This is a genomic window from Ruegeria sp. HKCCA5929, assembly GCF_013034525.1.
Lineage (GTDB): Bacteria > Pseudomonadota > Alphaproteobacteria > Rhodobacterales > Rhodobacteraceae > Ruegeria.
On record NZ_WQGE01000006.1, the window covers coordinates 43,386 to 67,976 of the forward strand.

At 57.8% G+C, this 24,591-nt stretch carries 22 protein-coding genes; 11 read left to right on the forward strand and 11 right to left on the reverse strand.

Going from position 1 to position 24,591, the window contains the following annotated elements; translation table 11 throughout:
• Positions 1-228: 228 nt before the first annotated feature.
• The 7 genes from xdhA to GOV90_RS14875 all read left to right on the forward strand — a co-directional run bounded on the left by xdhA (position 229) and on the right by GOV90_RS14875 (position 9,645).
• Complete coding sequence (xdhA, locus tag GOV90_RS14845) at positions 229-1,626, forward strand: xanthine dehydrogenase small subunit (RefSeq protein WP_171093439.1); 1,398 nt, start codon at positions 229-231, stop codon at positions 1,624-1,626.
• Entirely contained in the window at positions 1,623-4,025 is a 2,403-nt protein-coding gene (gene xdhB, locus GOV90_RS14850; RefSeq protein WP_171093440.1) for a xanthine dehydrogenase molybdopterin binding subunit, read from the forward strand. Before xdhA ends, xdhB begins: the two co-directional genes overlap by 4 nt.
• The gene (xdhC, locus tag GOV90_RS14855) at positions 4,025-4,960 is read left to right on the forward strand and encodes a xanthine dehydrogenase accessory protein XdhC (RefSeq protein ID WP_171093442.1); all 936 of its coding nucleotides are present in this window, start codon (positions 4,025-4,027) and stop codon (positions 4,958-4,960) included. The genes xdhB and xdhC overlap by 1 nt, the downstream gene beginning before the upstream one ends.
• Complete coding sequence (locus GOV90_RS14860) at positions 4,957-6,474, forward strand: ABC transporter ATP-binding protein (protein ID WP_171093443.1); 1,518 nt, start codon at positions 4,957-4,959, stop codon at positions 6,472-6,474. The genes xdhC and GOV90_RS14860 overlap by 4 nt, the downstream gene beginning before the upstream one ends.
• Positions 6,475-6,537: 63 nt before the next feature.
• A complete protein-coding gene (locus GOV90_RS14865; RefSeq protein WP_171093912.1) occupies positions 6,538-7,620 on the forward strand; it encodes an ABC transporter permease in 1,083 nt (360 codons plus the stop codon).
• Positions 7,620-8,540: an ABC transporter permease gene (locus tag GOV90_RS14870; protein ID WP_171093445.1), complete on the forward strand. Its 921-nt coding sequence runs from the start codon at positions 7,620-7,622 to the stop codon at positions 8,538-8,540. The genes GOV90_RS14865 and GOV90_RS14870 overlap by 1 nt, the downstream gene beginning before the upstream one ends.
• 31 nt (positions 8,541-8,571) lie before the next feature.
• A complete protein-coding gene (locus GOV90_RS14875; RefSeq protein WP_171093447.1) occupies positions 8,572-9,645 on the forward strand; it encodes a BMP family ABC transporter substrate-binding protein in 1,074 nt (357 codons plus the stop codon).
• Positions 9,646-9,726: 81 nt separating this feature from the next.
• On the opposite strand, the gene GOV90_RS14880 is transcribed toward GOV90_RS14875, so the two are convergent.
• The 6 genes from GOV90_RS14880 to ugpB form a co-directional block, all read right to left on the reverse strand.
• Complete coding sequence (locus GOV90_RS14880; protein WP_171093448.1) at positions 9,727-10,482, reverse strand: DeoR/GlpR family DNA-binding transcription regulator; 756 nt, start codon at positions 10,480-10,482, stop codon at positions 9,727-9,729.
• 13 nt (positions 10,483-10,495) lie between these two features.
• The gene (locus GOV90_RS14885) at positions 10,496-11,473 is read right to left on the reverse strand and encodes an HAD-IIA family hydrolase (protein ID WP_171093450.1); all 978 of its coding nucleotides are present in this window, start codon (positions 11,471-11,473) and stop codon (positions 10,496-10,498) included.
• The gene (gene ugpC / locus GOV90_RS14890) at positions 11,470-12,555 is read right to left on the reverse strand and encodes a sn-glycerol-3-phosphate ABC transporter ATP-binding protein UgpC (protein ID WP_171093452.1); all 1,086 of its coding nucleotides are present in this window, start codon (positions 12,553-12,555) and stop codon (positions 11,470-11,472) included. Before ugpC ends, GOV90_RS14885 begins: the two co-directional genes overlap by 4 nt.
• A gap of 1 nt (position 12,556) precedes the next feature.
• Positions 12,557-13,405, reverse strand: a complete 849-nt coding sequence (gene ugpE, locus GOV90_RS14895; protein ID WP_171093454.1) for a sn-glycerol-3-phosphate ABC transporter permease UgpE — start codon at positions 13,403-13,405, stop codon at positions 12,557-12,559.
• Entirely contained in the window at positions 13,405-14,286 is an 882-nt protein-coding gene (ugpA, locus tag GOV90_RS14900; protein WP_171093456.1) for a sn-glycerol-3-phosphate ABC transporter permease UgpA, read from the reverse strand. The genes ugpE and ugpA overlap by 1 nt, the downstream gene beginning before the upstream one ends.
• A gap of 76 nt (positions 14,287-14,362) precedes the next feature.
• The gene (gene ugpB, locus GOV90_RS14905) at positions 14,363-15,679 is read right to left on the reverse strand and encodes a sn-glycerol-3-phosphate ABC transporter substrate-binding protein UgpB (RefSeq protein ID WP_171093458.1); all 1,317 of its coding nucleotides are present in this window, start codon (positions 15,677-15,679) and stop codon (positions 14,363-14,365) included.
• Between the two features lie 473 nt (positions 15,680-16,152).
• Between ugpB and GOV90_RS14910 the strand changes: the two genes are divergently transcribed.
• Complete coding sequence (locus tag GOV90_RS14910; protein ID WP_171093460.1) at positions 16,153-17,151, forward strand: LacI family DNA-binding transcriptional regulator; 999 nt, start codon at positions 16,153-16,155, stop codon at positions 17,149-17,151.
• Here GOV90_RS14910 and GOV90_RS14915 read toward each other — a convergent pair whose 3' ends face one another.
• Both GOV90_RS14915 and GOV90_RS14920 read right to left on the reverse strand, forming a co-directional pair.
• Positions 17,152-18,285 (reverse strand): Gfo/Idh/MocA family protein, encoded by a 1,134-nt coding sequence (locus GOV90_RS14915; protein ID WP_171093462.1) that lies wholly within the window; start codon positions 18,283-18,285, stop codon positions 17,152-17,154.
• A gap of 38 nt (positions 18,286-18,323) precedes the next feature.
• Positions 18,324-19,427: a Gfo/Idh/MocA family protein gene (locus tag GOV90_RS14920; RefSeq protein WP_171093464.1), complete on the reverse strand. Its 1,104-nt coding sequence runs from the start codon at positions 19,425-19,427 to the stop codon at positions 18,324-18,326.
• A gap of 112 nt (positions 19,428-19,539) precedes the next feature.
• On the opposite strand from GOV90_RS14920, the gene iolC reads away from it, so the two are divergent.
• Genes iolC through GOV90_RS14935 form a run of 3 tightly spaced genes read left to right on the forward strand, consistent with a single transcriptional unit; the run spans position 19,540 to position 22,202 of the window.
• On the forward strand, positions 19,540-20,520 hold the full coding sequence (gene iolC / locus GOV90_RS14925) for a 5-dehydro-2-deoxygluconokinase (RefSeq protein ID WP_171093466.1): 981 nt from the start codon (positions 19,540-19,542) through the stop codon (positions 20,518-20,520).
• 9 nt (positions 20,521-20,529) lie between these two features.
• Entirely contained in the window at positions 20,530-21,366 is an 837-nt protein-coding gene (locus GOV90_RS14930) for a 5-deoxy-glucuronate isomerase (protein WP_171093468.1), read from the forward strand.
• Complete coding sequence (locus tag GOV90_RS14935; protein WP_171093471.1) at positions 21,363-22,202, forward strand: class II fructose-bisphosphate aldolase; 840 nt, start codon at positions 21,363-21,365, stop codon at positions 22,200-22,202. Before GOV90_RS14930 ends, GOV90_RS14935 begins: the two co-directional genes overlap by 4 nt.
• 15 nt (positions 22,203-22,217) lie before the next feature.
• Here GOV90_RS14935 and GOV90_RS14940 read toward each other — a convergent pair whose 3' ends face one another.
• From GOV90_RS14940 to iolB, 3 genes are read right to left on the reverse strand one after another with little or no spacing between them, the layout of a single operon-like run.
• On the reverse strand, positions 22,218-22,997 hold the full coding sequence (locus GOV90_RS14940; RefSeq protein WP_171093473.1) for a TIM barrel protein: 780 nt from the start codon (positions 22,995-22,997) through the stop codon (positions 22,218-22,220).
• 27 nt (positions 22,998-23,024) lie between these two features.
• Entirely contained in the window at positions 23,025-23,783 is a 759-nt protein-coding gene (locus tag GOV90_RS14945) for an SDR family NAD(P)-dependent oxidoreductase (protein WP_171093475.1), read from the reverse strand.
• A complete protein-coding gene (gene iolB, locus GOV90_RS14950; protein ID WP_171093477.1) occupies positions 23,780-24,586 on the reverse strand; it encodes a 5-deoxy-glucuronate isomerase in 807 nt (268 codons plus the stop codon). The genes GOV90_RS14945 and iolB overlap by 4 nt, the downstream gene beginning before the upstream one ends.
• Positions 24,587-24,591: the final 5 nt, after the last annotated feature.

Below are 24,591 nucleotides of genomic sequence, written 5' to 3' on the forward strand. Positions count from 1 at the left end.
GGGCTGCGCATTCAAAAAGCGCTTTATTTACAAGTGCCTGCCTTCTACACAAAAGCAGGAAAAGCATGCTGTGCGTTCTTAATGGTACATCATATAGGCAGTTTTTCTTGCCAGATAAGCCGCGCTGTTTCTAACATCTTACGGCAAGCACTTCGCCCGCCGCTCTTTCTACGTCGCATCGAAGGAGGGCCAAAGGGGCGCAACAGGGTAACGCGACGGGTTTCTCGAATGAATATCACGTTTCTTCTGAACGGAGAGACAGTGGAGCTGGCGGATGTCAATCCAACGGCGACCCTGCTGGATTGGCTGCGCGAGGATCGCGGCCTGACTGGCACCAAAGAAGGCTGCAACGAAGGCGATTGCGGGGCCTGCACCGTCATGGTCACGGATGAAGACGGCCACAAGGCACTGAATTCCTGCATCCTGTTTCTGCCGCAATTGCATGGTAAAGCCGTCCGCACCGTCGAAGGTGCCAGGGGCCCGAATGGCGAAGCCCACCCGGTACAACAGGCGATGGTGGACCTGCACGGATCTCAGTGCGGGTTCTGCACACCCGGCTTTGTGATGTCGATGGTCGCCAGCCATGCAAATGGCGCAACAGATCACGACACCCAGCTTGCGGGGAACCTGTGCCGCTGCACTGGTTACGCCCCAATTATCCGCGCCGCCAAAACCGCCGAGGTTGAACCAACCCCAAAATGGATCACTGACGACCGGTCCTTCTCTTGTTCACAAATACCTCGGGGGGAGGCCGCAGGCCGGGGGGCAGAGCCCCCCTTCCTCCCCAACAGCGCTGACGAACTGGCGTCTCTGTTTGCCGAGCACCCCAGCGCCACCCTGGTTGCCGGCGCAACCGATGTAGGTCTTTGGGTCACCAAGCAGCTGCGTGATCTGGACCCGGTCATATTCCTCAACCGTTGTGATGACTTGAAAGAAATCACGATCACCGATACCGAAGCTCGCTTTGGTGCAATGGTCGACATGAACCGCATGGGAGAGGCTCTGGCCGACCTTCACCCATCCTATGCCGAGATGATCCGCCGCTATGCCAGCGTTCAGGTGCGCCATGCAGCGACCGTCGGCGGAAACATCGCAAATGGTTCGCCCATCGGCGACAATCCACCTGCCCTGATCGCTTTGGATGCGACATTGCATCTGCGCAAAGGGGATGCGCGACGCTCGGTCCTGTTAGAAGATTTCTTCATTGACTATGGCAAGCAGGATCGTGCCCCGGGTGAATTTGTCGAAGCCGTCAGCTTCCCGCGTCAGCCTGACAGGCTGAAGGCATACAAGCTCAGCAAACGGTTCGATCAGGATATCTCGGCCGTTTGCGGCTGTTTCAATGTCACAGTTTCGGACGGCACCGTCACACAGGCGCGTATCGCGTATGGCGGCATGGCCGGTATTCCGAAACGGGCAACCCATGTCGAGGCCGCACTGATCGGCAAACCCTGGACACGCGAGACCGTTGCGGCCGCGCTGCCCGCTTTTGCCGAGGACTATTCACCACTCACGGACATGCGCGCCTCGGCCATCTATCGTCTGGAAACGGCCAAAGCGATGCTGGAACGCTATTTCCTCGAAGACCAGGGCGAGATCACCAACGTGCTGGAGGTGTCGGCATGAGCGTGACCAAACCCCTCCCCCACGACGCGGCACCGCTGCATGTGTCCGGCTCGGCGCGTTATGTGGACGACATCCCGACACCAAAAGGCACGCTGCATCTGGCATTTGGTATCAGCCCGATTGCCAAGGGTAAGATTACCGCGATGGATCTTTCAGATGTGAAGGCCGCCGAAGGTGTCGTGATGGTGATGACGGCCGAGGACCTGCCTTTCGCCAATGACGTCTCGCCCTCGATCCATGATGAACCATTGCTGTCGGACGGCACGGTTCACTATATCGGCCAGCCCGTATTTCTGGTCGTCGCCACCAGCCATCTGGCCGCGCGCAAGGCCGCACGTCTGGGCAAGATCGATTATGCCCAAGAAACACCAATCCTAACGGTCGAAGAGGCGCTTGCCGCGGACAGCCGGTTCGAGGATGGCCCGCGTATTTACGCCAAAGGCGATGCGGATGCCGCTATCGCAGGCGCGGCACATGTGATTGAAGGCACGTTCGAACTGGGCGGGCAGGAGCATTTCTACCTGGAAGGTCAGGCCGCTTTGGCAGTGCCAAATGAAGGCGCCGATATGCTGGTGCACAGCTCGACCCAGCATCCGACTGAAATTCAGCACAAGGTGGCGGACGCGTTGGGCGTTCCGATGCACGCTGTCCGGGTCGAAACCCGGCGCATGGGCGGCGGCTTTGGCGGCAAGGAAAGCCAAGGCAACGCGCTGGCCGTCGCTTGCGCCGTTGCCGCGCGTGCCATAGGCAAAGCCTGCAAGATGCGCTATGACCGCGACGATGACATGATCATCACCGGCAAGCGCCACGCGTTCCGCATTTCCTACAAGGCCGGGTTCGATGAGCATGGGCATATTCAGGGCGTCTCGTTCCTTCATTACGCCATCTGCGGATGGGCGCAGGACCTGTCCCTGCCCGTCGCCGACCGCGCCATGCTGCATTCCGACAATGCTTATCTGCTGCCCAATGCGCGGATCGAAAGCCACCGGTTGAAAACCAACACCCAATCCGCCACCGCCTATCGCGGCTTTGGCGGCCCGCAGGGGATGGTCGGGATCGAGCGCGTGATGGATCACGCCGCGCATGAACTGGGGCTGGACCCGGTCGAGCTGCGTCGTCGAAACTACTATGAACCCGCGCATACAGGTGCTGAGGTCGCACCAACAGAGAAGCCTCTGGGCCACCCCGACCCGCATGAGGACCTGACCAGCCGTGGCGCGGTTGAAACCGGTGATGCCCCGGTGCGCCCCCTTCCTGCTGGTGGCAACACGACGCCCTACGGCATGGAGGTCAGCGATTTCGAATTGCACGGAATGACCGATGCACTGCTGAAATCCAGCGACTACGCCGCGCGAAAAGCCGCCATTGCGGAATGGAACGCAAAAAATAGCGTGATCAAGAAAGGCATTGCCTTCTCTCCGGTCAAGTTCGGGATTTCCTTCACGCTGACCCACCTCAATCAGGCAGGTGCGCTGGTGCATGTGTACCAAGACGGCTCGGTCCACCTGAACCATGGCGGCACGGAAATGGGACAGGGCCTGTTCCAGAAAGTCGCGCAAGTCGCCGCGTCGCGCTTCGGCATTCCGCTTGAGATGGTGAAGATCACCGCCACGGATACAGCCAAGGTGCCCAATACCTCGGCCACGGCGGCGTCCTCGGGCAGTGATCTGAACGGCATGGCAGTGAAAGCCGCTTGTGATACGATCCGCGACCGGATGGCAGACTATCTGGCAGAACGGCATCAGGCTGATCCATCGATGGTAAGTTTCTCCGATGGTCACGTTATGGTCGGGGAAGAGAAATACACATTCGCCGAAGCCGCAGCGTTGACCTATCAGGGCCGGATCAGCTTGTCGGCGACTGGATTCTATAAAACGCCCAAGATCGAATGGGACCGGATCGCAGGGCGCGGACGCCCGTTCTTCTACTTCGCCTATGGCGCGTCCGTCACCGAGGTTGCCGTCGATACTCTGACCGGTGAAAACCGCATTCTACGCACGGACATCCTGCATGACGCGGGCGCATCGCTGAACCCGGCGCTGGATATCGGGCAGGTCGAAGGCGGTTACGTGCAAGGTGCGGGGTGGCTGACGACCGAGGAACTGGTCTGGGATGGCAAGGGCAACCTGCGCACACATGCGCCCTCGACCTACAAGATTCCTGCCTGCTCTGACCGGCCTGACATTTTCAATGTCGCGCTTTGGGATGGCGCGAACCGCGAAGACACGATCTATCGCTCGAAAGCGGTTGGCGAACCGCCCTTCATGTTGGGCATCTCAGCATGGCTGGCCCTGTCGAACGCGGTCGCGGCCTGTGGCGATACCTACCCCGCGCTCGACGCACCTGCCACGGCCGAAGAAGTCTGGCGCGGTGTCCAAAGGATGAAGGGAGGCATCTGATGGGATTTGACTTGGAGGCTTTGAGGGAGGCGGTCGAAATCCATGGACGAGTGGTCCGGGTGGTTATTGCCGGGATCAAAGGATCGTCTCCGCGTGAGGTTGGCGCAGCCATGCTTGTCTGGAAGGACAGTCAAAGCGGCACCATCGGCGGAGGGACGCTGGAATATCAAGCAGCCAAGGCGGCGCGGGCACAGACCCAGGCTTCGCGCCTGACACATCACGCGCTTGGACCCGAGATGGGTCAATGTTGTGGTGGCGCGGTTTCGTTGCTCAGCGAGGTCTATGACCGCGCTGCGCTGGAAACGCTGGATGAAACTCTCATCGCGCGCGCCACATCAGGCGAAGAGATGCCGCTGTCGGTCAAACGAGTACTGGCAACTGCACGTGGTCAAGGCATCGCGCCTGAACCCCAGATGGTTGACGGCTGGATGATCGAGCCAGTGCACAAACCAAACCGGAACCTTTGGATTTGGGGTGCCGGTCATGTCGGACGGGCTTTGGTGGATGTACTCTCACCCCTGCCCGACCTTGCGATCACCTGGATCGACACCGGCTTGGATCGGTTTCCCGACACGATTGCCGCCGGAGTTACCTCGGTTCCAGCTACCAAACCGGCCGAACTGGTTCGACACGCACCGACCGATGCCGAGCATCTTGTGCTGACCTATTCACACAATTTGGACCTGGAGCTGTGCAACAGGCTGCTTTTACATGATTTCCGCTTTGCGGGACTGATCGGCTCGGCTACGAAATGGGCGCGATTCCGGTCGCGGCTGGCGGCCCTTGGGCATTCGCCCGAGCGGATCAGCCGGATCACCTGTCCAATTGGTGACCCGAACCTGGGCAAACACCCGCAGATGATCGCCGTCGGCGTTGCCGCGCAGCTGTTGCGCCCGGCCCGGCAGAACGAGTTGAAGAAGGACCTGAGCGCGTGACCACTCCACTTCTGAGCCTGCAAGGGCTGACCAAAGCCTATCCCGGTGTCGTGGCCAATGATCAGGTGTCTTTTGACATCGGCGAGGGTGAAGTTCATGCCCTGCTGGGGGAAAACGGCGCGGGCAAATCCACGCTGGTCAAGATGATCTACGGGCTGGTGAAGCCCGACAGCGGCACGATGCTGCTGCGCGGTCAGCCTTTTGCGCCGCCTGAGCCGCGCGCCGCACGTGCGGACGGGATCGCGATGGTGTTCCAGCATTTCTCGTTGTTCGACGCTTTGAACGTGGCCGAGAATATTGCGTTGGGGATGGAGAACCCGCCACCCATGGGCGATCTGGCCTCGCGCATCCGCGAAGTGTCCGAGACCTACGGATTGCCTTTGGACCCATACCGCACGGTTGGCGATCTGTCGGCTGGTGAACGCCAGCGGGTCGAGATCATCCGTTGTCTGTTGCAAGATCCCAAACTGCTGATCATGGACGAACCGACGAGCGTGCTAACTCCGCAAGAAGTCGAGATCCTGTTTGAAACTCTGAACAAGCTGCGATCCGAGGGAACGTCGATCCTGTACATCTCGCACAAGCTGGAAGAAATCCGCACGCTGTGTGATCACGCGACGATCCTGCGGCTGGGCAAGAATGTGGGCGAATGCGTGCCTGCTGAAACTTCCGCGCGGGACATGGCCGAGATGATGGTGGGATCAACCCTGCAAACGCCTGAACGGTCGGGGCGTGAATTTGGTGAAGTTGCGCTGGATGTCAGTGGACTGTCCGTCCCGTCGCCCTCGGAATTCGGCACTGCGTTGAAGAACATTCACATGACCGTCCGCAAGGGTGAGGTTTTGGGCATCGGTGGCGTTGCCGGGAATGGGCAGGATGAATTGCTGGGCGTGTTGTCCGGTGAAATCCTGACCGCCGCGGATGCGATCAAGTTCAACGGCCAGCGGATCGGCAAGCTCGGCCCCACCGCGCGGCGCAAGCTGGGTGTGCTGACGGCCCCCGAAGAGCGGCTGGGTCATGCGGCAGCCCCGGATATGAGCCTGACGGAAAACGCCTTGCTGACCGGATCGGTGCGGGAAGGGCTGGAAAGCAACGGTTTCCTCAAGTGGGCCGAAACCAAGAGCTTTGCCGAAAAGATCATCAGCGCTTTTGACGTCCGCACGCCGGGTCCTGAAAATGCCGCCCGGTCTTTGTCTGGCGGGAACCTGCAGAAATTCGTGATCGGTCGTGAAGTGCTGCAAAACCCCGATGTTCTGGTTGTAAACCAGCCCACCTGGGGCGTGGATGCTGCTGCTGCGGCATCTATCCGGCAGGCCATTCTGGATCTGGCCGCCAAAGGGACTGCCGTGGTCTGCATCAGCCAGGATCTGGATGAGCTGATGGAAATCTCGGACAGCTTTGCGGCGTTGAATGAAGGACGGCTAAGCGCACCGCGCCCGACTACAGGACTAACCGTGGACGAGATCGGCCTGATGATGGGCGGCGCCCACGGAATGGAGGTGGCGCATGTGTGAACCGTGGCGTCGCCTTCGGCGAGAGTATTTTAAAAAAGATGAAGAACGCAGGGGGATGTGCAGGTGATTGTGTTGGAAAAACGGCCACAGCCGTCCAAGGCGTGGTCCTATGCGACTCCTCTGGTGGCGGTGCTGGCGACAATGGTGTTTGGAGGGGTGTTGTTTGCCATTCTGGGCAAGAACCCGATCGAAGCCATTGGCACCATTTTCTGGGAACCGCTGTTTGGCGAGTTTGCCTTCTATTATCGCCCCCAATTGTTGGTCAAAGGCGCGCCACTGGTTTTGATTGCTATTGGCCTGTCTTTGGGCTTTCGGGCTGGTATCTGGAACATCGGGGCTGAAGGTCAGTACATCATGGGTGCCATCTTTGGCGCTGGTGCTGGACTGGCCTTTTATCCTTTGGATGCGTTTTACATCTTCCCGATCATGGTGATCGCAGGCGCGTTCGGCGGCTGGCTTTGGGCGATGATACCGGCCTTTCTGAAAGTGCGTTTTGGCACCAATGAAATCCTGGTGTCGCTTATGCTGGTCTATGTGGCCGAGCAGATGCTAGCCTCGGTTTCGCTGGGTCTGCTGAAGAACCCCGAAGGTTTTGGCTTTCCCGGATCGCGCAACCTGCAGCAATATGACAGCGCGCATAATGCTGAGTTGATCGCCGGGTCGGGTATGCATTGGGGCGTCGTTACTGCATTGATTGCCGTAATCTTCGCCTATGTTCTTCTGAATCGGCATATGCTGGGTTTTCACATCCGTTTGACAGGTGAAGCGCCACGTGCGGCGAAATTCGCGGGTGTGAATCCGGCGCGGCTGATCTTGTTCTGTCTGGGTCTGTCCGGGGCACTGGCCGGGCTGGCCGGGATGTTCGAGGTCTCAGGGCCTTCGGGCGTTGTCAGCATCGATTTCAACGTTGGCTATGGCTTCACCGCGATCATCGTGGCCTTTCTGGGCCGGCTGCATCCAGTGGGCATCCTGCTGGCCGGGGGTCTGATGGCGCTGACTTATATCGGCGGGGAAATCGCGCAATCGCAGCTGGGCTTGCCCGCCGCCGCGATCCAAGTCTTCCAGGGGATGCTCCTGTTTTTCCTGCTGGCTTTCGATCTTTTGACAAACTACCGCATCCGTGCGGCGCGTAGCGAGGTGGCATAATGGACCTTGGTGAAATCAATCCCGTCCTTCTGGTTGCCTCGCTGATGGTGGCCGCAACCCCCCTGCTGCTGGCCGCAATCGGAGAGCTGGTCGTTGAAAAAGCAGGTGTTCTGAACCTTGGCGTCGAGGGCATGATGATCGTAGGCGCGATCAGTGGCTTTGCGATCTCGGTCGAGACCGGTTCGCCTTGGTTGGGCTTTGTCGCGGCGGCCATTGGGGGGGCGGTGCTGTCACTGCTGTTTGTTTTGCTGACACAGGTGGCCTTGGCCAATCAGGTGGCAAGTGGCCTTGCCCTGACCCTGTTCGGGCTGGGATTCAGCGCACTGATGGGGCAAAGCTATGTGGGTGTCAAACCCCCGAGTATGGGCGACATCCATATCCCGGTGATCAGCGATATCCCGGTCATCGGCCCGATCCTGTTCCAGCATGACCCGATCCTCTATGTCGGTATCGCTTTGACCGCAGCGGTCTGGGCGACGCTGAAATACACCCGCGTCGGCCTGATCCTGCGCGCGGTTGGCGAAAACCACGATGCCGCACACGCGCTGGGCTACAAGGTCATCAAGATCCGCATCATGGCGATCCTGTTCGGCGGGGCCTGTGCGGGTCTGGGCGGTGCCTATATCAGCCTGATCCGCGTGCCGCAGTGGACCGAAGGCATGACAGCCGGAGTTGGCTGGATCGCTCTGGCCTTGGTGGTGTTTGCCAGCTGGAAACCGTGGCGCGCCTTGCTGGGTGCCTATTTGTTCGGCGGCATCACCGTATTGCAGCTTAATTTGCAGGCAGCGGGCGTTGCCATTCCTGTCGAGTATCTGGCAATGTCGCCTTACATCATCACGATCCTTGTGCTTGTGATCCTTTCGGCCGACAAGAGCAGCGCACCTGCCTCACTGGGCCGGACCTTCCATGCCTCGCACTAGGGGCCAACTGAACCAACTTGGGGAGTAACACATGAAATTCACTACACTTCTGGCAAGTGCCGCCATGGCAATGGGCCTGGCCTCGGGGGCCATGGCCGAAGACAAAACCAAGGTCGGCTTCGTCTATGTCGGCCCCGTGGGTGACGGTGGCTGGACCTATGAGCACAACAAGGGCCGTCTGGCTGTCGAGGACCACTTTGGCGACAAGGTTGAAACCGTCTTTGTGGAGTCGGTTCCAGAAGGTCCGGACGCTGAGCGTGTGATGACCCAGATGGCACTGGAAGGCGCTGATCTGATCTTTACCACCTCGTTCGGCTATATGGATCCAACAATTAACGTGGCTAAGAAGTTCCCGAACGTGAAATTCGAGCACGCGACCGGCTATAAGACTGCCGACAACGTCTCGGTCTATTCAGCCCGTTTCTACGAAGGCCGCGCTGTTCAGGGCCACATCGCAGGTAACATGACCAAGTCGAACATCATCGGCTATATTGGTTCGTACCCGATCCCCGAAGTGATCCGCGGCATCAACTCGGCCTATATCCACGCCAAGAAGGTGAACCCGGATGTCGAGTTCAAGATCGTTTGGGCCTACACTTGGTTTGATCCGGCAAAAGAGGCTGACGCCGCCACCGTTCTGATCGAACAGGGTGCAGACGTGATCTTGCAACACACCGACTCGACCGCGCCGCAGGCAGCTGCACAAGAGGCTGGCAATGTTGTCACCTTTGGTCAGGCGTCTGACATGAGCGAATACGCCCCGTTCCCGCGCGTCTCGTCGATCATCGATGATTGGGCTCCCTACTATATTGCCCGGACCCAGGCCGTCATGGATGGCACATGGGAAAGCGCCAATACTTGGGATGGCATCCGCGAAGGCATGGTTGCAATTGGCGAGATTTCAGACGCCGTTCCGGCTGATGTGAAGGAAGAAGCCCTGGCACTGAAAGCCGCCATGGCTGCGGGCGAGTACCACCCCTTCACCGGTCCGCTGAAAAAGCAGGACGGCAGCGACTGGCTGGCTGAAGGTGAAGTGGCTGATGACGGCACGCTGGCCGGCATGAACTTCTATGTCGAAGGGCTGGAAGGCGAAATCCCGCAGTAAGTTGCTCGGAGAGTACCATGAAAAGGTCCGCAGGTTTTCTGCGGGCCTTTTTCTTTGCCACGAAGAACAGCGTATGGAGATTCAGAGGTTCTGCTCTGCAACGTGATGCAGGCTGAGGCCCTCAATTTCGCAAGGTGGTGCTTCATTTGTCACCATGGTGTCGATCCGGTCGAAACCCGCGACCTGAAACTTCGGTGATCTGTTCCATTTACCCGCGTCAGCCACCAACAGCGCTTGACGGGATTGCTGCAGGATCATGCGACTGACATCCGCGTCAATGGACTTGTAGTCCAGCAGCCCATGGTTCGGTGACAAGCCACCTGCCCCGATCACACCAAAATCTGCGCGGAACCTTTGGTAATCCAGCAATGTTTGCCCGCCAACCACATCGCGATCTTCAGGCCGCAGGACACCTGCAGTGAAATGGACCTCGGCCGTGACAGAACCGCAAAAGATGGTTGCGACTTCAAGGTTGTTGGTGACAACAGTCAGATCGGAATGCTCCAGCAAGGCCTCGGCCACGTATTGCACGGTGGTTCCGATGCCCAGCATCACCGTTGCCCCCTGCGGGATCAATTGAGCGGCGGCCTGACCGATGGCGCGCTTGGCCCCTTCGTTCATAACTCGGCGCGATCTGAAGTTCAGATTGACCGGATTGCTGGGGGCCACCACCCCGCCATGCACCCGACGCGCAAGGCCCTCGTCGCACAGCGCATTGATGTCGCGTCGAATGGTCTGTGTGGCCACGTCGAATTGCCGGGACAAGTCCGTAATCGATTGCAGACCCGACTGACGGACCAGATCCAGGATCGTCCTTTGCCTGTCGTTCAAGTCCAAGACCCCGCCCCTTTCAGATGTTTGGTGCGATCCAATCCGGGTACAACCCGCTGTCATCAATGTATTTTTGCACGCGTTGGCCGGCAAAAAGGCCGTGATTGGTGATCAGAACCGATCTCCAGCCATGCGATTGCGCCCCCAGAATGTCGGTATGCAACGTATCCCCGACCATGACAATACGACGGAGGTCGACCGCGCCCGACCTGCGTTCGACCTCATGATACACGGATGCAAAGGGTTTGCCGTGAAACTGCGGCTTCAGCCCAAGCCGGGATTGCAAGTCATGCGCATAAAATCCGGGTTCGCGCGTCAGGCAGGTTTCACGCGGCGCAACCAGATCCGGGTTCGCCACAACAACGGGCCGAGGATTGCGGGCCAGACTGTCGAGCAACAACGCCTGACGATCGCTATTCCAGTCCAGCGTGCTCAGAAACAGGATGCCGCCCGCCCGATCGTAGACTTCAATATCGTCCAGCAGTTGTAATGTGGGCACATCGACCTCATCCCCGGCCCAATCGGCCGGGGCAGCAACACCCCAACTCTGACCGCTTGGCAGATGCGGCAAATGTCGCTCGCACACCATTCTGCTGGAAACGATCTCTTCCAACGTAAAATCAAAGCCCAGATCCCGGAAAACTTCGCGCGCTTGGGTGGCCGCGTAACTGGCAGCATTGGTCAGCACAAACACTGATTTACCAGCAGCGCGCAGGTCAGAGACGCGCCGGGCCGCACCCGGTATCGGGATCTTTCCCGTATTGAGCACACCATACGCATCAAAGACGATCACGTCGGCATGATCTGCAATTTCCCCCAGATCGGGGATATGTTGCAACGCGCCCGTTTGGCTTGGCGCTGCGGGCAGGCGATCGCGAATGTCTTCGTACCAGCGAAACGCCATATCCGGCGTGACGGCACGCGAGATGTCGTCCCAGATGGGTCCCGACGGCTCTTTAGATGGGATCGATGACCGCGTGCTTGTGTCAGCGCTCATGTATTCAAACGACGCCCAGAGGCCGCATCAAATAGATGCAGATCTGACAAAGCCGCCCCAAGTTCCAGTTCACTGCCAGGTTCAGGCATGTGAACACCCTGAAGACGAACACCCAGAGGCGAAGGCGTGCCGTTGGTAGACACTTCGCCATGCACGATCGTGTCCGCGCCAAGCTGTTCGACAAAACCGGTTGTGAGCTTCACGTGCATCGCGTGACCGTGCCCACGGTGAAGATGTTCCGGGCGAATACCAACATTCACCGATGTGCCTGCCGGTGCCTGAATGGGCGCGTCGGACGCAATCATTTGCTCTCCGATCTGCAAAGAATGCCCATCAGACCCAACCGTTGCGTCGATAAAGTTCATCGCCGGTGTGCCGATAAACTCTGCGACAAAGCGCGTTGCAGGGCGCAGATACAGGTCCATCGGTGTGCCGATTTGTTCGATCTGACCCTCGCTCATGATCACGATGCGGTCTGCCAGCGACATCGCTTCGACCTGATCGTGGGTCACATAGATAAAGGTGCCGTTCAGCCGGGCATGAAGGGCCTTCAGCTCGGCCCGCAATTGGGTACGCAGCTTGGCGTCGAGGTTAGACAGCGGTTCATCGAACAAGAACACTTTTGGTTTGCGTACGATGGCACGTCCCATGGCTACGCGCTGGCGTTGCCCGCCCGAAAGCTGGCGCGGCTTGCGATCCAGATACTCCGACAGGCGCAACGTACGCGATGCCTCGGCAATGCGCTCGGCAATCTCGTCTTTCGGCAGACCTTCGTTTTTCAGGCCATATTCCATATTCGCGCGCACGGTCATATGCGGGTAAAGCGCATAGTTCTGGAACACCATTGCAATGTCCCGATCTCCGGGTTCCAGATCATTCACACGGCGACCATCAATATCCAGATCACCCGTCGTGATGGTTTCAAGTCCTGCAATCATCCGCAGGATAGTCGACTTGCCACAGCCCGATGGGCCGACCAGTACGATGAACTCACCATCCTGGATCTCGACATTGACGTCGCGCACAGCCGACACGCCGCCGGGATAGGTTTTGCCCAGGGATCTGATGCTCAGATTGGCCATATTATTTCTCGCTTTCCACAAGCCCTTTGACAAAGAGCTTTTGCATTGCAATCACAACCAGAACCGGCGGGATCATCGCCAGAACGGCCGTACCCATGATCAGATGCCAGACCGGCAGGCTTTCACCCGAATTCACCATGCGCTGAATGCCCATAACGATGGTGTAGAGACCTTCGTCCGTGGTCACCAAAAGCGGCCACAGGTATTGGTTCCAGCCAAAGATGAAAAGGATGATGAACAGCGCCGCGATGTTTGTGCGGCTCAGCGGCAGCAGGATGTCCCAGAAGAAGCGCAATGGTCCGGCACGATCAATCCGCGCGGCCTCGACCAGCTCATCAGGGATGGTCAGAAAGAACTGACGGAACAGAAGCGTTGCTGTGGCCGAGGCAATCAGCGGCACGATCAGCCCTGCATAGCTGTTGAGCAGCCCCATTTTGGTGACCACATCAAAGGTGGGCAGAATGCGCACCTCGACCGGCAGCATCAGGGTGATGAAGATCATCCAGAAAAAGACCATGCGGAACGGAAACTTGAAATAAACCACTGCATAGGCCGAGATGATCGAGATGGCGATTTTGCCGAAGGTGATCCCAAAGGCCATAATCGCACTGTTCAGCATCATGCGGCCCAGCGGTACTCCGCCCGCTTCGGGCAGGCCCTGGCTGATCAATAGGGAATAGTTCTGCCAGCCCTGATCGCCAAACCACATCGGGATGGGGGACGAGGACAGCGCACCGGCACTGTGTGTTGATGCCACCAGCGCCATCCAGACCGGAAAGCACAGGAACAGAACACCGGTGATTAGCGCAGCATGGGTCAAGAAGGTCAGGAAGGGGCGATTTTCGACCATCAGTAGTTCACCTTACGCTCGATATAGCGGAATTGGATGAAGGTCATGCCAACCACCAGTGCCATCAGAATAACCGACTGAGCAGCTGAACTGCCGTAATCCTGACCGACGAAGCCGGTGGAATAAACGCGATAGACAAGGATCGAGGTGGCATCGACCGGGCCCCCTTCTGTTGTCGCGTGGATCAGGGCAAAGGTGTCAAAGAAGGCATAGACAAGGTTGACCACAAGCAGAAAGAATGTGGTGGGCGTCAGCAGCGGGAACACAATCGTCCAGAACCGCCGCGCCGGGCTGGCACGGTCAATGGCAGCGGCTTCGATCAGGGATTTCGGGATGCTTTGCAAACCGGCCAAAAAGAACAGGAAGTTATAGCTGATCTGCTTCCAAGCCGCCGCGACAATCACCAGCAACAGCGCCTGATCACCATTCACATAATGATTCCAGTTCACCCCCAACCCTTTCAGCCAATAGGCGACAATGCCAAGGCTTGGGTTCATCAGAAAATACCAGATCACCCCGGCCAAAGCGGGCGCAACCGCATAGGGCCAGATGAGCAGAGTACGATACGCGGTCGCAGCCCGGATCACACGGTTGGCCGCAACGGCCAAACCCAGCGAGATGCTCATGGCGAGGGCGGCAACCGAAACGCTGAAAATCAGCGTGGTTTTGAATGATCTGAGATAACCGGGGTCGGCAAATAGTTCTGCATAATTCTGCATTCCAACCCAGTTGCGGGAAAACCCAAACGCGTCTTCAACAAAGAAAGAGCTTTCTAAAGCCTGATAGGATGGCCAGAAAAAGAAGATCAGCGTGATGGCGATCTGTGGCGCCACCAGCAGGTAAGGCAGCAGCTTGGATCGGAAGACGACGCGTTTCTGCATGTCAGATCTCAGTAGTCAGTAGGATCGAGAACGCGGCCCCCTCAAACCAAAGGGGACCGCGCCATGAGGGGGTATTTTAGCTGTTTGCGTCCTGGAATTTGCGCAACAGGGCGTTACCACGTTCAACAGCGTCATCCATTGCGGTCTGAGCGTCTTTTTCACCCGACCAGACAGCTTCCAGCTCTTCGTTGATCACGTCACGGATCTGAACGAAGTTGCCAAAGCGCAGACCTTTCGAAGCCGGTGTGGGCTCGTTCAGGCTCAGCTGTTTGATGGCGGTATCGGTGCCCGGATCGGTCTCATAGAAACCCTGTTCCTTTGACAGCTCATACGCAGCTGTGGTGATGGGAACGTAACCCGTGGTCTGATGCCAATTGGCTTGCTGCTCAGGCTCTGACAGGAACTGGAAGAACTCGGCCGCGCACTTGTATTCGGGCTGTTCGTGTCCGTTCAGAACCCAAAGGGTCGCGCCACCGATGATCGAGTTTTGCGGGGCGTCAGCCAGAGCGGAATCCAACGGCAACATGGCTTGACCGAACTCGAAATCCTTGATGTCGTTCTTGAAGCCGCCATAATAAGCCGACGAGTTGATCCACAGCGCGGTTTCACCGTTCACGAACTGACCGCGGCTGTCACCCCGACGACCGCCATAGACGAACAGACCCTCTTTGCCCATGTCCGCGATACGTTGGATGTGGTTTACAACCGCGTCGTTGTTGAAGGTGAATTCGGTCGACAGGCCGGCAAAGCCATTTTCTTCTGAGCCAAAGTCAATGTTATGCCAAGCCGAATAGTTTTCGAGGTTCGACCACGACTGCCAGCCGAAAGAAAACGGCTTTTCAACACCGTTGGCCTTTAGTGCGCGCGCCACCTCTTCCACTTCATCCCATGTCGTCGGAACGGCAACACCCGCCGCGTCCAGAGCGGTCTTGTTGTACCACAGAACCGGGGTCGACGAGTTGAAAGGCAGCGACAGCAGGTTGCCGTCGGTGTCCGTGTAATATGAAATCACAGCCGGCAGATATTTCGACTGATCGAATTCGATGCCCGCGTCTTCCATCAGCTTGTAGACAGGATAGATCGCACCCTTGTCGCCTGCGGCCATCATGGTTGCAGTGCCAACTTCGAAAACCTGAACGATATGCGGCTGCTCGCCCGCGCGGAAGGCGGCGATGGCGGCGGTCATGTTCTCGGTGTAGTTGCCTTTGTAGGTCGAGTTGATCACACAGCTGTCCGACTGTGCGTTAAAATCATCGGCAAACTTGTCGGTGATTTCGCCCAACTGGCCGCCCATGGCGTGCCAGAACTGAACTTCTGCCTTATCGGCGGCAAAGGCGGTAGGCGCAGCGAAAATAGCAGCGGTCGCAGCAGCGTATTTCGTCGTTGTTTTCATTGGATCCTCCAGGCTGGGTCACAAAGCAATGTTGGGGCAGGTCGTGTCAAGATTGACGCCTGACCGCCCTGTAAAGCGATTCTGTAACGTTCACATGAAGTACCACAGTGTTCAAATGAACCAAAACGAAGATTTTCTTCTGACCTTGACGGAAAATACCAAGAGTTCTGTTTCAATTGAACACACAGCGCCCATTTCCGCGAAATAGACCTTTTTGATCACTGGGTGCTGAGCGCAGTTGCATTTGCGTCCGTTTCCAGTGTGTCTTAGGCCAAGGCAACTGAACCTAAAGGCAGAGTCTTGGCGTCCGAGCTGTTTCGGAACACATAATTCACATTTCGATGAAGATTTTACGACTGAAGATCTGTCTTATGATGTTTTGCAACCGGTTGCGGGAATTGGTCGATAATGCATAATGAACTTACAATGACAATCGCCTCAATGCCCCTTCCCTTTTGCCCTTGGAGCCACCCTTGAGCGTGACACTCAAAGACGTCGCTGCCCTTGCCGGTGTTTCGCGATCTGCTGTCTCTCGCACCTTCACCGAAGGCGCTTCGGTTTCGGCAAAAACACGCAGCAAAGTCGAAAAAGCGGCGCGCGAATTGGGTTACAGCCCCAACGCACTTGCTTCGTCTTTGACGACGGGGCGGACAAAGCTGATCGGCTTGATTTCGAACAACTTCCACAACCCCATTTTCCTTGAGGTCTTCGATCAATTCACACGCGCCTTGCAGGAACGCGGCCTGCGCCCATTGATCGTGAACCTAACGGATGAGACCGAGCCCGCCAATTCCGTCCGCATGTTGCGGCAATACTCGGTGGATGCTGCCATCGTGGCGTCGTCAACGCTGCCGCCGAGCTTTGCCAAAGCTTTTCACGACGCGGGCGTGCCCGTGGTGCATACATTTGGACGTTCGGCCACTTCACCCGAAGTGCATGTCGTCGGCATCGACAACGTGGAATGCGGGCGTATGGCCGCCCGTGAACTTTTGGCACGCGGGTACACACGCGTCGGCTATCTGGGCGGGCCCAAAGACGCGACCTCGGCCCTAGATCGACATCGCGGCTTTATGGAAGAGATGGCTGAGCACCCGGAGATTGAAGTAAACCATTGTTTTGCTGGGGCTTACTCTTTCGAGGCAGGGCGGGCCGAGATGCTGGGCCTTTTGACCAACAACCCGGCCCAGGCTTATTTCTGCGGTGACGACATCCTGTCGATTGGCGCACTCTCAGCGCTTAAAGATCACGGTTTGCAGCCGGGCAAAGATGTTGGAATCATTGGATTGAACGACATGGAAATGTCGCGCTGGGAAAGCATCGATCTGACGACGATTCACCAGCCGATCAAGCAGATCATTACCTCATCCGTCGATCTAGTTGTCGAGATGTTGAAAGAGCCCCAGCGCTATCCCGAGGCCCGTATTTTCCCTTGCCGGGTGATTGAGCGGGGCACGTTGCGGCCCCGCCCCTGATCAGCGGAACATCGGTGGACGGGCATCCTGCCACGCACCTTCCGCTTTGCCCGAAGCAACAGCCGCATGGACAGCGGCGATGGAGCGGACCCCATCAGCCGCCCCCGGCAGCCCATCCCGGCTTTCACCACGAATTGCATCGGCCAGATCGCAATAGATATTAGCTACGGCCAGCGGGAACCCTTCGGGGTGCGCGATTGCGACCCGAGACAAACGCTGAACCTCGTCATGAAGTCCGCCCTCGCCCTTTTCGATGATCTGGGTACGCCCACCCACCGGGGTATAGATTAATTGGTTGGGTTGCTCGGACGCCCAGCGCAGCCCACCGGTTTCCCCAAAGACCTGAATGTCAAAGCCATGTTGCCGCCCGATTGCCACCGATGACGTCCAGAGACGCCCGACTGTGCCGCCTTCCATCCGGAAGTTGATCATTGCATCGTCTTCCAGTTCACGGCTCGCGATGGTCGAAGCCATATCGGCGGAAAGGGTCTTAACCTCGTCATCGCAGATAAAGCTAGCCATATGCAGCGCGTGGATACCGCAATCTGCAAACTGCCCCGAGACACCTGCCATCGCAGGATCATAGCGCCAACGCACACGTGGGTTGTCCGCATCTGTGGCATCGCCATGATGACCGTGGCTGAAGTTCGTCACAACCAACCGCACCTTGCCGATGTCGCCTGCACGCACCATCGCACGCGCCTGACGCACCATTGGGTACGCGGAATAGCAGTAGTTCACCGCGCAGATCTTGCCCGAAGCTTCAGCAACGCGGACGATCTCTTCGCCCTCCTCAACCGTCATGGTCATCGGCTTTTCGCACAAGACGTTAAAGCCCGCCTCAAGATACGCCTTGGCTATCTCGAAATGGGTCGAGTTTGGCGTGGCGATGGTCACCAGATCAATTCGATCATCCCGGTCCTTCTCGCCCGCCAGCATCTCTTGCCAGTTGCCATATGCACGGTCGGCAGCAACACCCAGTCGTTGCGCGTATTCGCGGCCCGCTTCGGGCCGGTGGTCCAGCGCGCCAGCAGCAAACTCAAACAGTCCGTCAGCCTGCGCGCCCAAGCGATGGGCAGGCCCAATCTGGCTGCCTTCACCGCCTCCGATCATGCCCCATCTCAACTTAGCCATGGTCATCGTCTCTCTTTAGAATTTCATAGATTGAGCGATCAGAAATCGCTGATGTCTTTCCATTGTCGCTGGTCTGAGGACGCCAAGGCGGCGGCCAGCACGCGGTTGACCTCGTGCCCGACACGGAAGGTCGGCCAGATCGCTTCTCCGGTATGTATGGCCTGCAGAAAGTCCTTGGCCTCGATGATGATCTGGTCCTGATAGCCGGTGCCGTGACCCGGGCCCTGACAGAAGGGTTCATAATCCGGGTGCGCGGGACCTGTCAGGATCTTGGTGAACCCACGCGCGGCTTCGGGCCCTTCCCGCTTATACAGCCACAGCGCGTTCTGATCCTCCTGATCGAACCGGATTGCGCCCTTTGTGCCCGATATTTCATACGCATAGCCCATTTTACGACCCGTCGCGACGCGGCTGAAATACAGGTTGCCCATAACGCCGTTTTCGAACCGGCACATCATCTGGGCATGGTCGTCATTCGTGACTTCACCTCCGGGCCGAGTTTTATGCACGGTTTCCACATCGGCCATCACCTGAGCAATCGGTCCAACCAGGGCCATCGCTCCGTTCACCATATGCGGGGCCAAGTCGCCGATTGTGCCATTGGCCATGCCCGTTGTGCGCCACGTGGCGGGGGCCTGCGGATCAGCGTAAAAGTCCTCGGTGTGCTCACCCCGGAACCACGTGATGTCGCCGATCTCTCCATCGGCGATCAGTTGGCGGGCAAACTGGCTGGCGGGCGTGCGAATATAGTTGAACCCAACCATGTTCACAGCGCCTGCGGCTTCGGCCGCTGCAACCATGGCCTGACTGTCTTCCAGCGACGCACCCAGGGGCTTTTCACACAACACGGGCTTGCCCAGACCAAAAGCTGCTTCGGCAATCTGACGATGCGTGGATTGCGGTGAGGCGATCACAATGGCTTCGACCATGGGGTCTTTAACCAGCACACGCCAATCGTCAGTCGCGCGTTCAAAACCATAGGCCAGGCGGTAACGTTCAGCGCTTTCGGGGCTGGACGCACAAATGACTTCAAGCCGGGGCCTTAATGCGGTGTTGAAAACCGCGCCAACGGCCGACATGGCAACGGAATGAGCCTTGCCCATATAGCCGCCACCCACAATTCCAATTCCGATTTCAGGCATCTGCAACGGCTCCGAACATATCATTTGCAACCGGTTGCAAAATCAGTATCGTGTGAATCGATTCAGCGCAAGGTCCAAACTTTGCACACCCCACTTTGCCGGAGGACATGACTTGAGCGCTTTGATAGACGGTATCAAAGGAAACCGCTTCGCCGTTTTCGGGCGTGCTGGCATGGATATGTATGCGGACCCGATCGGTGTCAAAAGCGAGGACGCCGACACCTTCCATGCTGATCTGGGTGGTTCTTCAGCAAATATTTGCGCCGGGTTGGTCAAATTGGGCAGTCAGGCCTCTCTGATTACGTCAGTCTCAGACGATGCGGTCGGTCGTTTCTGCCTGAACCGCCTGCGCCACTATGGCGTAGACACCACCTATATCCGCGTTTTGGGCGGTGAATACCGTATGTCGCTGGCCGTCTACGAAAGCCGGATCGAAAACTTTCAGAATGTCATCTACCGCAACGGGGCCGTCGATTTTCAGGTCACCGAAGAGGACATGGACAAGGTTGACTATTCGTCCTTTTCGGCAGTCATCTCGGCAGGCACGGTCTTTGCATCCGAACCATCACGCAGCGCCACATTCCGTGCGTTCGAAAACGCCCGAGCTGTTGGCCTGCCAATCATATTCGATATCGACTACCGCCCCTACAGCTGGCCTTCGCCCGAGGTAGCCGCCGAAGTCTTGTCGCGGGCCGGTGAAGCCAGCGACCTGATCGTCGGCAATGACGAAGAGTTCGGGTTCATGGCTGGCGGTATCGACAAGGGCTTTGCCAAGGCCAAGCAGCTGGCAGAAAAACCCGGTCGGATCGTCATCTACAAAATGGGCGAAAAAGGTGCCGTTACGCTGCTGGACGGGCAAGAGATCGAAACCGGCATCTATCCGGTCACGGCCGTCAAACCCAATGGGGCAGGAGACAGTTTCATGGCGGGTCTGTTGGCCTCAATTGCTGCGGGCCATGACTTGAGGGATGCTGTCATGCGCGGCTCGGCCTGCGCATCGATCGTTGTATCCCAGCCAGGATGCGCGCCAGCCATGCCGATAACCTCGGAATTAGACGCGTTCCTCGCCTCACACTCCGGCCCGACCACATAGGAGACACCCATGCACATCGCGCCCTATGACAATCAGAACAAGCCCATCGTCGATGCCGATGACCCAACGGTTCCGCTGAACTATTTCAACATTGTTAAGCTGAAAAAGGGTGAGGCGTTCGAATATCAGGTTCCCGGCTATGAGACCTGCATCGTTCCAGCCACCGGCAGCGTCGATGTGGACGCCGAAGGCGTTGCCTTCCCGAAACTGGGTAACCGGGGCGAAGATGTCTGGGATGGCGAACCCGAAGGCGTCTATGTGCCTGTCGGCGCGAAAGTGCAGATGATCTGCGTGTCGGATGAGACCGAAGTGTTCATTGCCGGCGCCAAATACGACAAGGTGCTGGACCCGTTTGATGTGCGCCAGCACGACCTTGTTCAATACGGCAGCGACGACACCAAAACCCATCGAAAGATCAAACATATCCTCGGGCAAAAACAGCACGACAAAGTCGGCCGCCTGTTGGTGAGCGAGCTGTTTACAGTTGGTCAGGGCGGCTGGTCGGGCTTTCCCAGCCACAAGCACGACACCAACCGCCTGCCGGACGAAACGCGCCACGACGAGACCTATAATTTCCGTTTCAAACCCAACTGGGGTTCGGGGCTACAGATGTTGCAACGCGAAGATAACGAACCCGGCGACGCCTATCACATCGTTGATGGCTCAACGATCTGCATCGACAAGGGCTATCATCCGTGCTGCGTTCTGCCGGGCTATGAGATGTATTATTTCACCATCCTCGGCGGGCTGAGCCAACGCTCGCTGGTGCAGTATTTCCAACCCACACATGCCTATCAGATCGAAACGATCCCGGGCATCAAAGACATGATCGCGAAGTTCAAATGACCCTCGTCACACTGAAAGACGTCCTGCAACCTGCCTATGAACAGGGTTACGCCGTTGGCGGGCTGGTTACACTCGGTTGGGAAGACATGCGCGCGTATGTGGCCGCTGCTGAAGCCGAGAATGCGCCTGTGATTTTGCAGGCCGGACCCAGCTGTCGCGAACACACACCACTTCCCATTTTAGGCAAGATGTTCCGTTATCTGGCTGAAAATGCCTCAGTCCCGGTCGTGGCTCATCTGGATCACGGGTACACGTTCGAAGACTGCAAGATCGCGCTGGACAGCGGGTTTACCTCTTTGATGTTCGACGGGTCCCGCAAGCCATTGCAACAGAATATTGATGAGACCGCCGCAATTGCCGAAATGGCCCACGCAGCAGGGATTTCCTGCGAAGGCGAAATCGGCTTTGTCGGGTACTCGGGCGGTGAAGGTTCAAACGGCACCGATCCCGAAGAGGCCGCACAGTTCGCACGTGAAAGCGGGGTGGACGCGATGGCGATTTCGGTTGGCAATGTTCACTTGCAGCAAAACAAAGAAGGGGGCTTGGACGAGGCGCGCATCGCCGAGATTGATGCCTTGACCGAGGTGCCTTTGGTCATTCACGGCGGGTCAGGCGTGCCGGCAGAACAGCGCATGAAACTGGCGCGAGAGACCTCGATCTGCAAGTTCAACATCGGGACGGAACTGCGTATGGCGTTTGGTCACGCCATGCGAGACGCCGTCAATCGTGATCCTGAAAGGTTTGATCGGGTCACCATACTGAAGGAAACCCACGACCTGGTCGAGGCCGCTGCCCGCACCGTAATCCGTGCCTTTGGCGCGCCACCCCAACGATAACGTCCGCGAGCGCCTTTAAATCGTAAAAGCAACCCGGAAGGCCTCAAGCGCCGTTTCCGGGTTGTCTGCTGCGAAAGCCTCCAGACCGACAGGTCCATGATACCCCATGTCATCCAGCGCCCTTGCAACGGCGGCATAATTGATCTCACCGGTTCCGGGTTCACACCGGCCGGGATTGTCAGCAACCTGAACTTCTCCGATCCATGGCAGGCATTTCTTGCACCAACGGACCAGATCCCCTTCACCGATTTGCGTGTGATAAAGATCTAGATTGATGCGCAAACGTGGATGATTGACAGACGAAACCAGAGCCAGAACGTCTTCGGTCGACCCAAAGGGACAGCCGGGATGGTCCAGCAGGTTTAGGTTTTCCAGCGTGAAAACAACATCTTCCTGTTCTGCCAGTTCACAGATTCGATGCAGCGTGTCGCGCGCTGTCAGCCACATGTCACCGGTCACGACGTCATGTTGCCAGATGGGAATTCCACCATCGCCCAAACCAGTACCGTGTAGGTTCAGACGATCCACACCCAAGCGCTTACCAATCCGCGCTGTCTCGCGCGCAGATTGCAGCAGCATGTCAGCGCCTTCTTTGTCAGCAAGGCGCCCCTGAAGATACCCGTTCATGATCGTGTAGTTCGCGCCAACGCTTTCCAGCTTGCCCAGATCCCACGAAGGCCAGTTCCAAAGGCCCACACCAAACCCCATTTCGGTCAGCCGCGCGGCACGCCAGTCCATGGGTTTGTCTAGCCAAAGCATTTCAGCGCACGCCGCAAGCTGAAAGGGTTGAGGCATGTCAGCTCTCCAGATGTTTCGACGTTCTCAGATCGAACCACCTTCGACCATGAAGTTCCCGGCGCTGCACATTGCGGCGTCGTCCGAGGCTAAGAACAGCACCATTCGGGCGACATAAACCGGTTCAATCGGGTCCGGCAGGCATTGCCGGTCCACCTGCTTGGCCAGCGCTTCGGGCGTGACCCACAGGTCTTTCTGACGGTCGGTCATGATCCAGCCGGGCACGACCGCATTCACGCGAATGCGATGATCCCCCAACTCGCGCGCCATGGTACGGGTTAGGCCGTGGACTGCGGATTTAGCGGTGGCATAAGCGGGAAAACCCGCTCCGGCCTCCCACCATGAATTCGACCCGATATTGATGATCGAACCCGCACCCTTCGCGATCATGCCGGGAGCCACCGACTGAATGGCAAAAAACATGTGGCGAATATTGGTCGCCATACGCTCATCCCAATACTCTGGCGTCACATCGCGCCAGTCGTGGCGGTCATCATGGGCGGCATTGTTGACCAACACATCCGCTTCACCCAACTCTTCAACCAACTGCCCCATTGCGGCGTTCATCGCCTCAATGTCGCGCAAATCGCATTGGGCAAACGCGTGCTCGCCTTCCAAGTCCGACAGCAGCGCAAGCCCAGCCTCAGCATTGAGGTCTAGGAACCCGACCTTGGCCCCCTGATTGGCAAAGGCCCTTACAGTTTCCGCACCAATTCCTCCGGCCCCGCCTGTAATGAAAACCGTCTTGCCTGCAAGGCATGGGTAATTGGCGAAATCTTTGCTCATCCGTCACGCTCCATGATCCATTCGACCTCCGGGGCCGGTACAAATCGCCATTTCCGCAGTGGTCCCGCCATGACGTTCAGATAGTACATCTCAAACCCATAGGGTGCGCCGCAAGGGTGATGACCCCGCGGGACAGTCACAACATCGCCATCGGATACGGCCATCGTTTCATCCAGTTGACCGTCATCGGTGTAAACCCGCTGTATCCCGAACCCATTGGCAGGGTTGAGTCGATGGTAATATGTCTCTTCCAGATAGGTGATCCGGGGGAAGTCATCCTCGTCATGGCGATGACTGGGGTATGAAGACCAGTGCCCGTTTGGTGTGAAGACCTCTGTCACCAGAAGGCTATCGGCATAGTCCTCGTTCTCCATCGCGATGTTATTGATGTATCGCGTGTTCACACCCTTGCCGCGTTCGGTGAGTGTGATGCCGTCCGGCCCGATCCGGCGCGCTTGATGACCGCCTTTGCCCGGCGCCGAACACACGGCCATTACGCAATCGGTCTCGGCGACAGCTTCCCATTCGGTGCCGTTGGGCAGGTACAAGCAATGCGGCGGCGTCTTTTCGAACACGTTCATCCGGTCGCCCAACACGCCCCAATCCTGCCCGGCATCAGTGATTTTCGCCTTGCCTTCGACCATCACCAGAATGACTTCCCGGTCTCCTGTGACTTCAGCTGCCCGGTCCCCGGCCTTTAGGTGATAAAGCCCGAACCCTACATACCGCCATCCGGCGCTGGCCGGGGTGATGTCATGCACCTTGCCACGGGTGCCAAAGGGTTTCTTGAGCAGGTCTGCCATAGTTC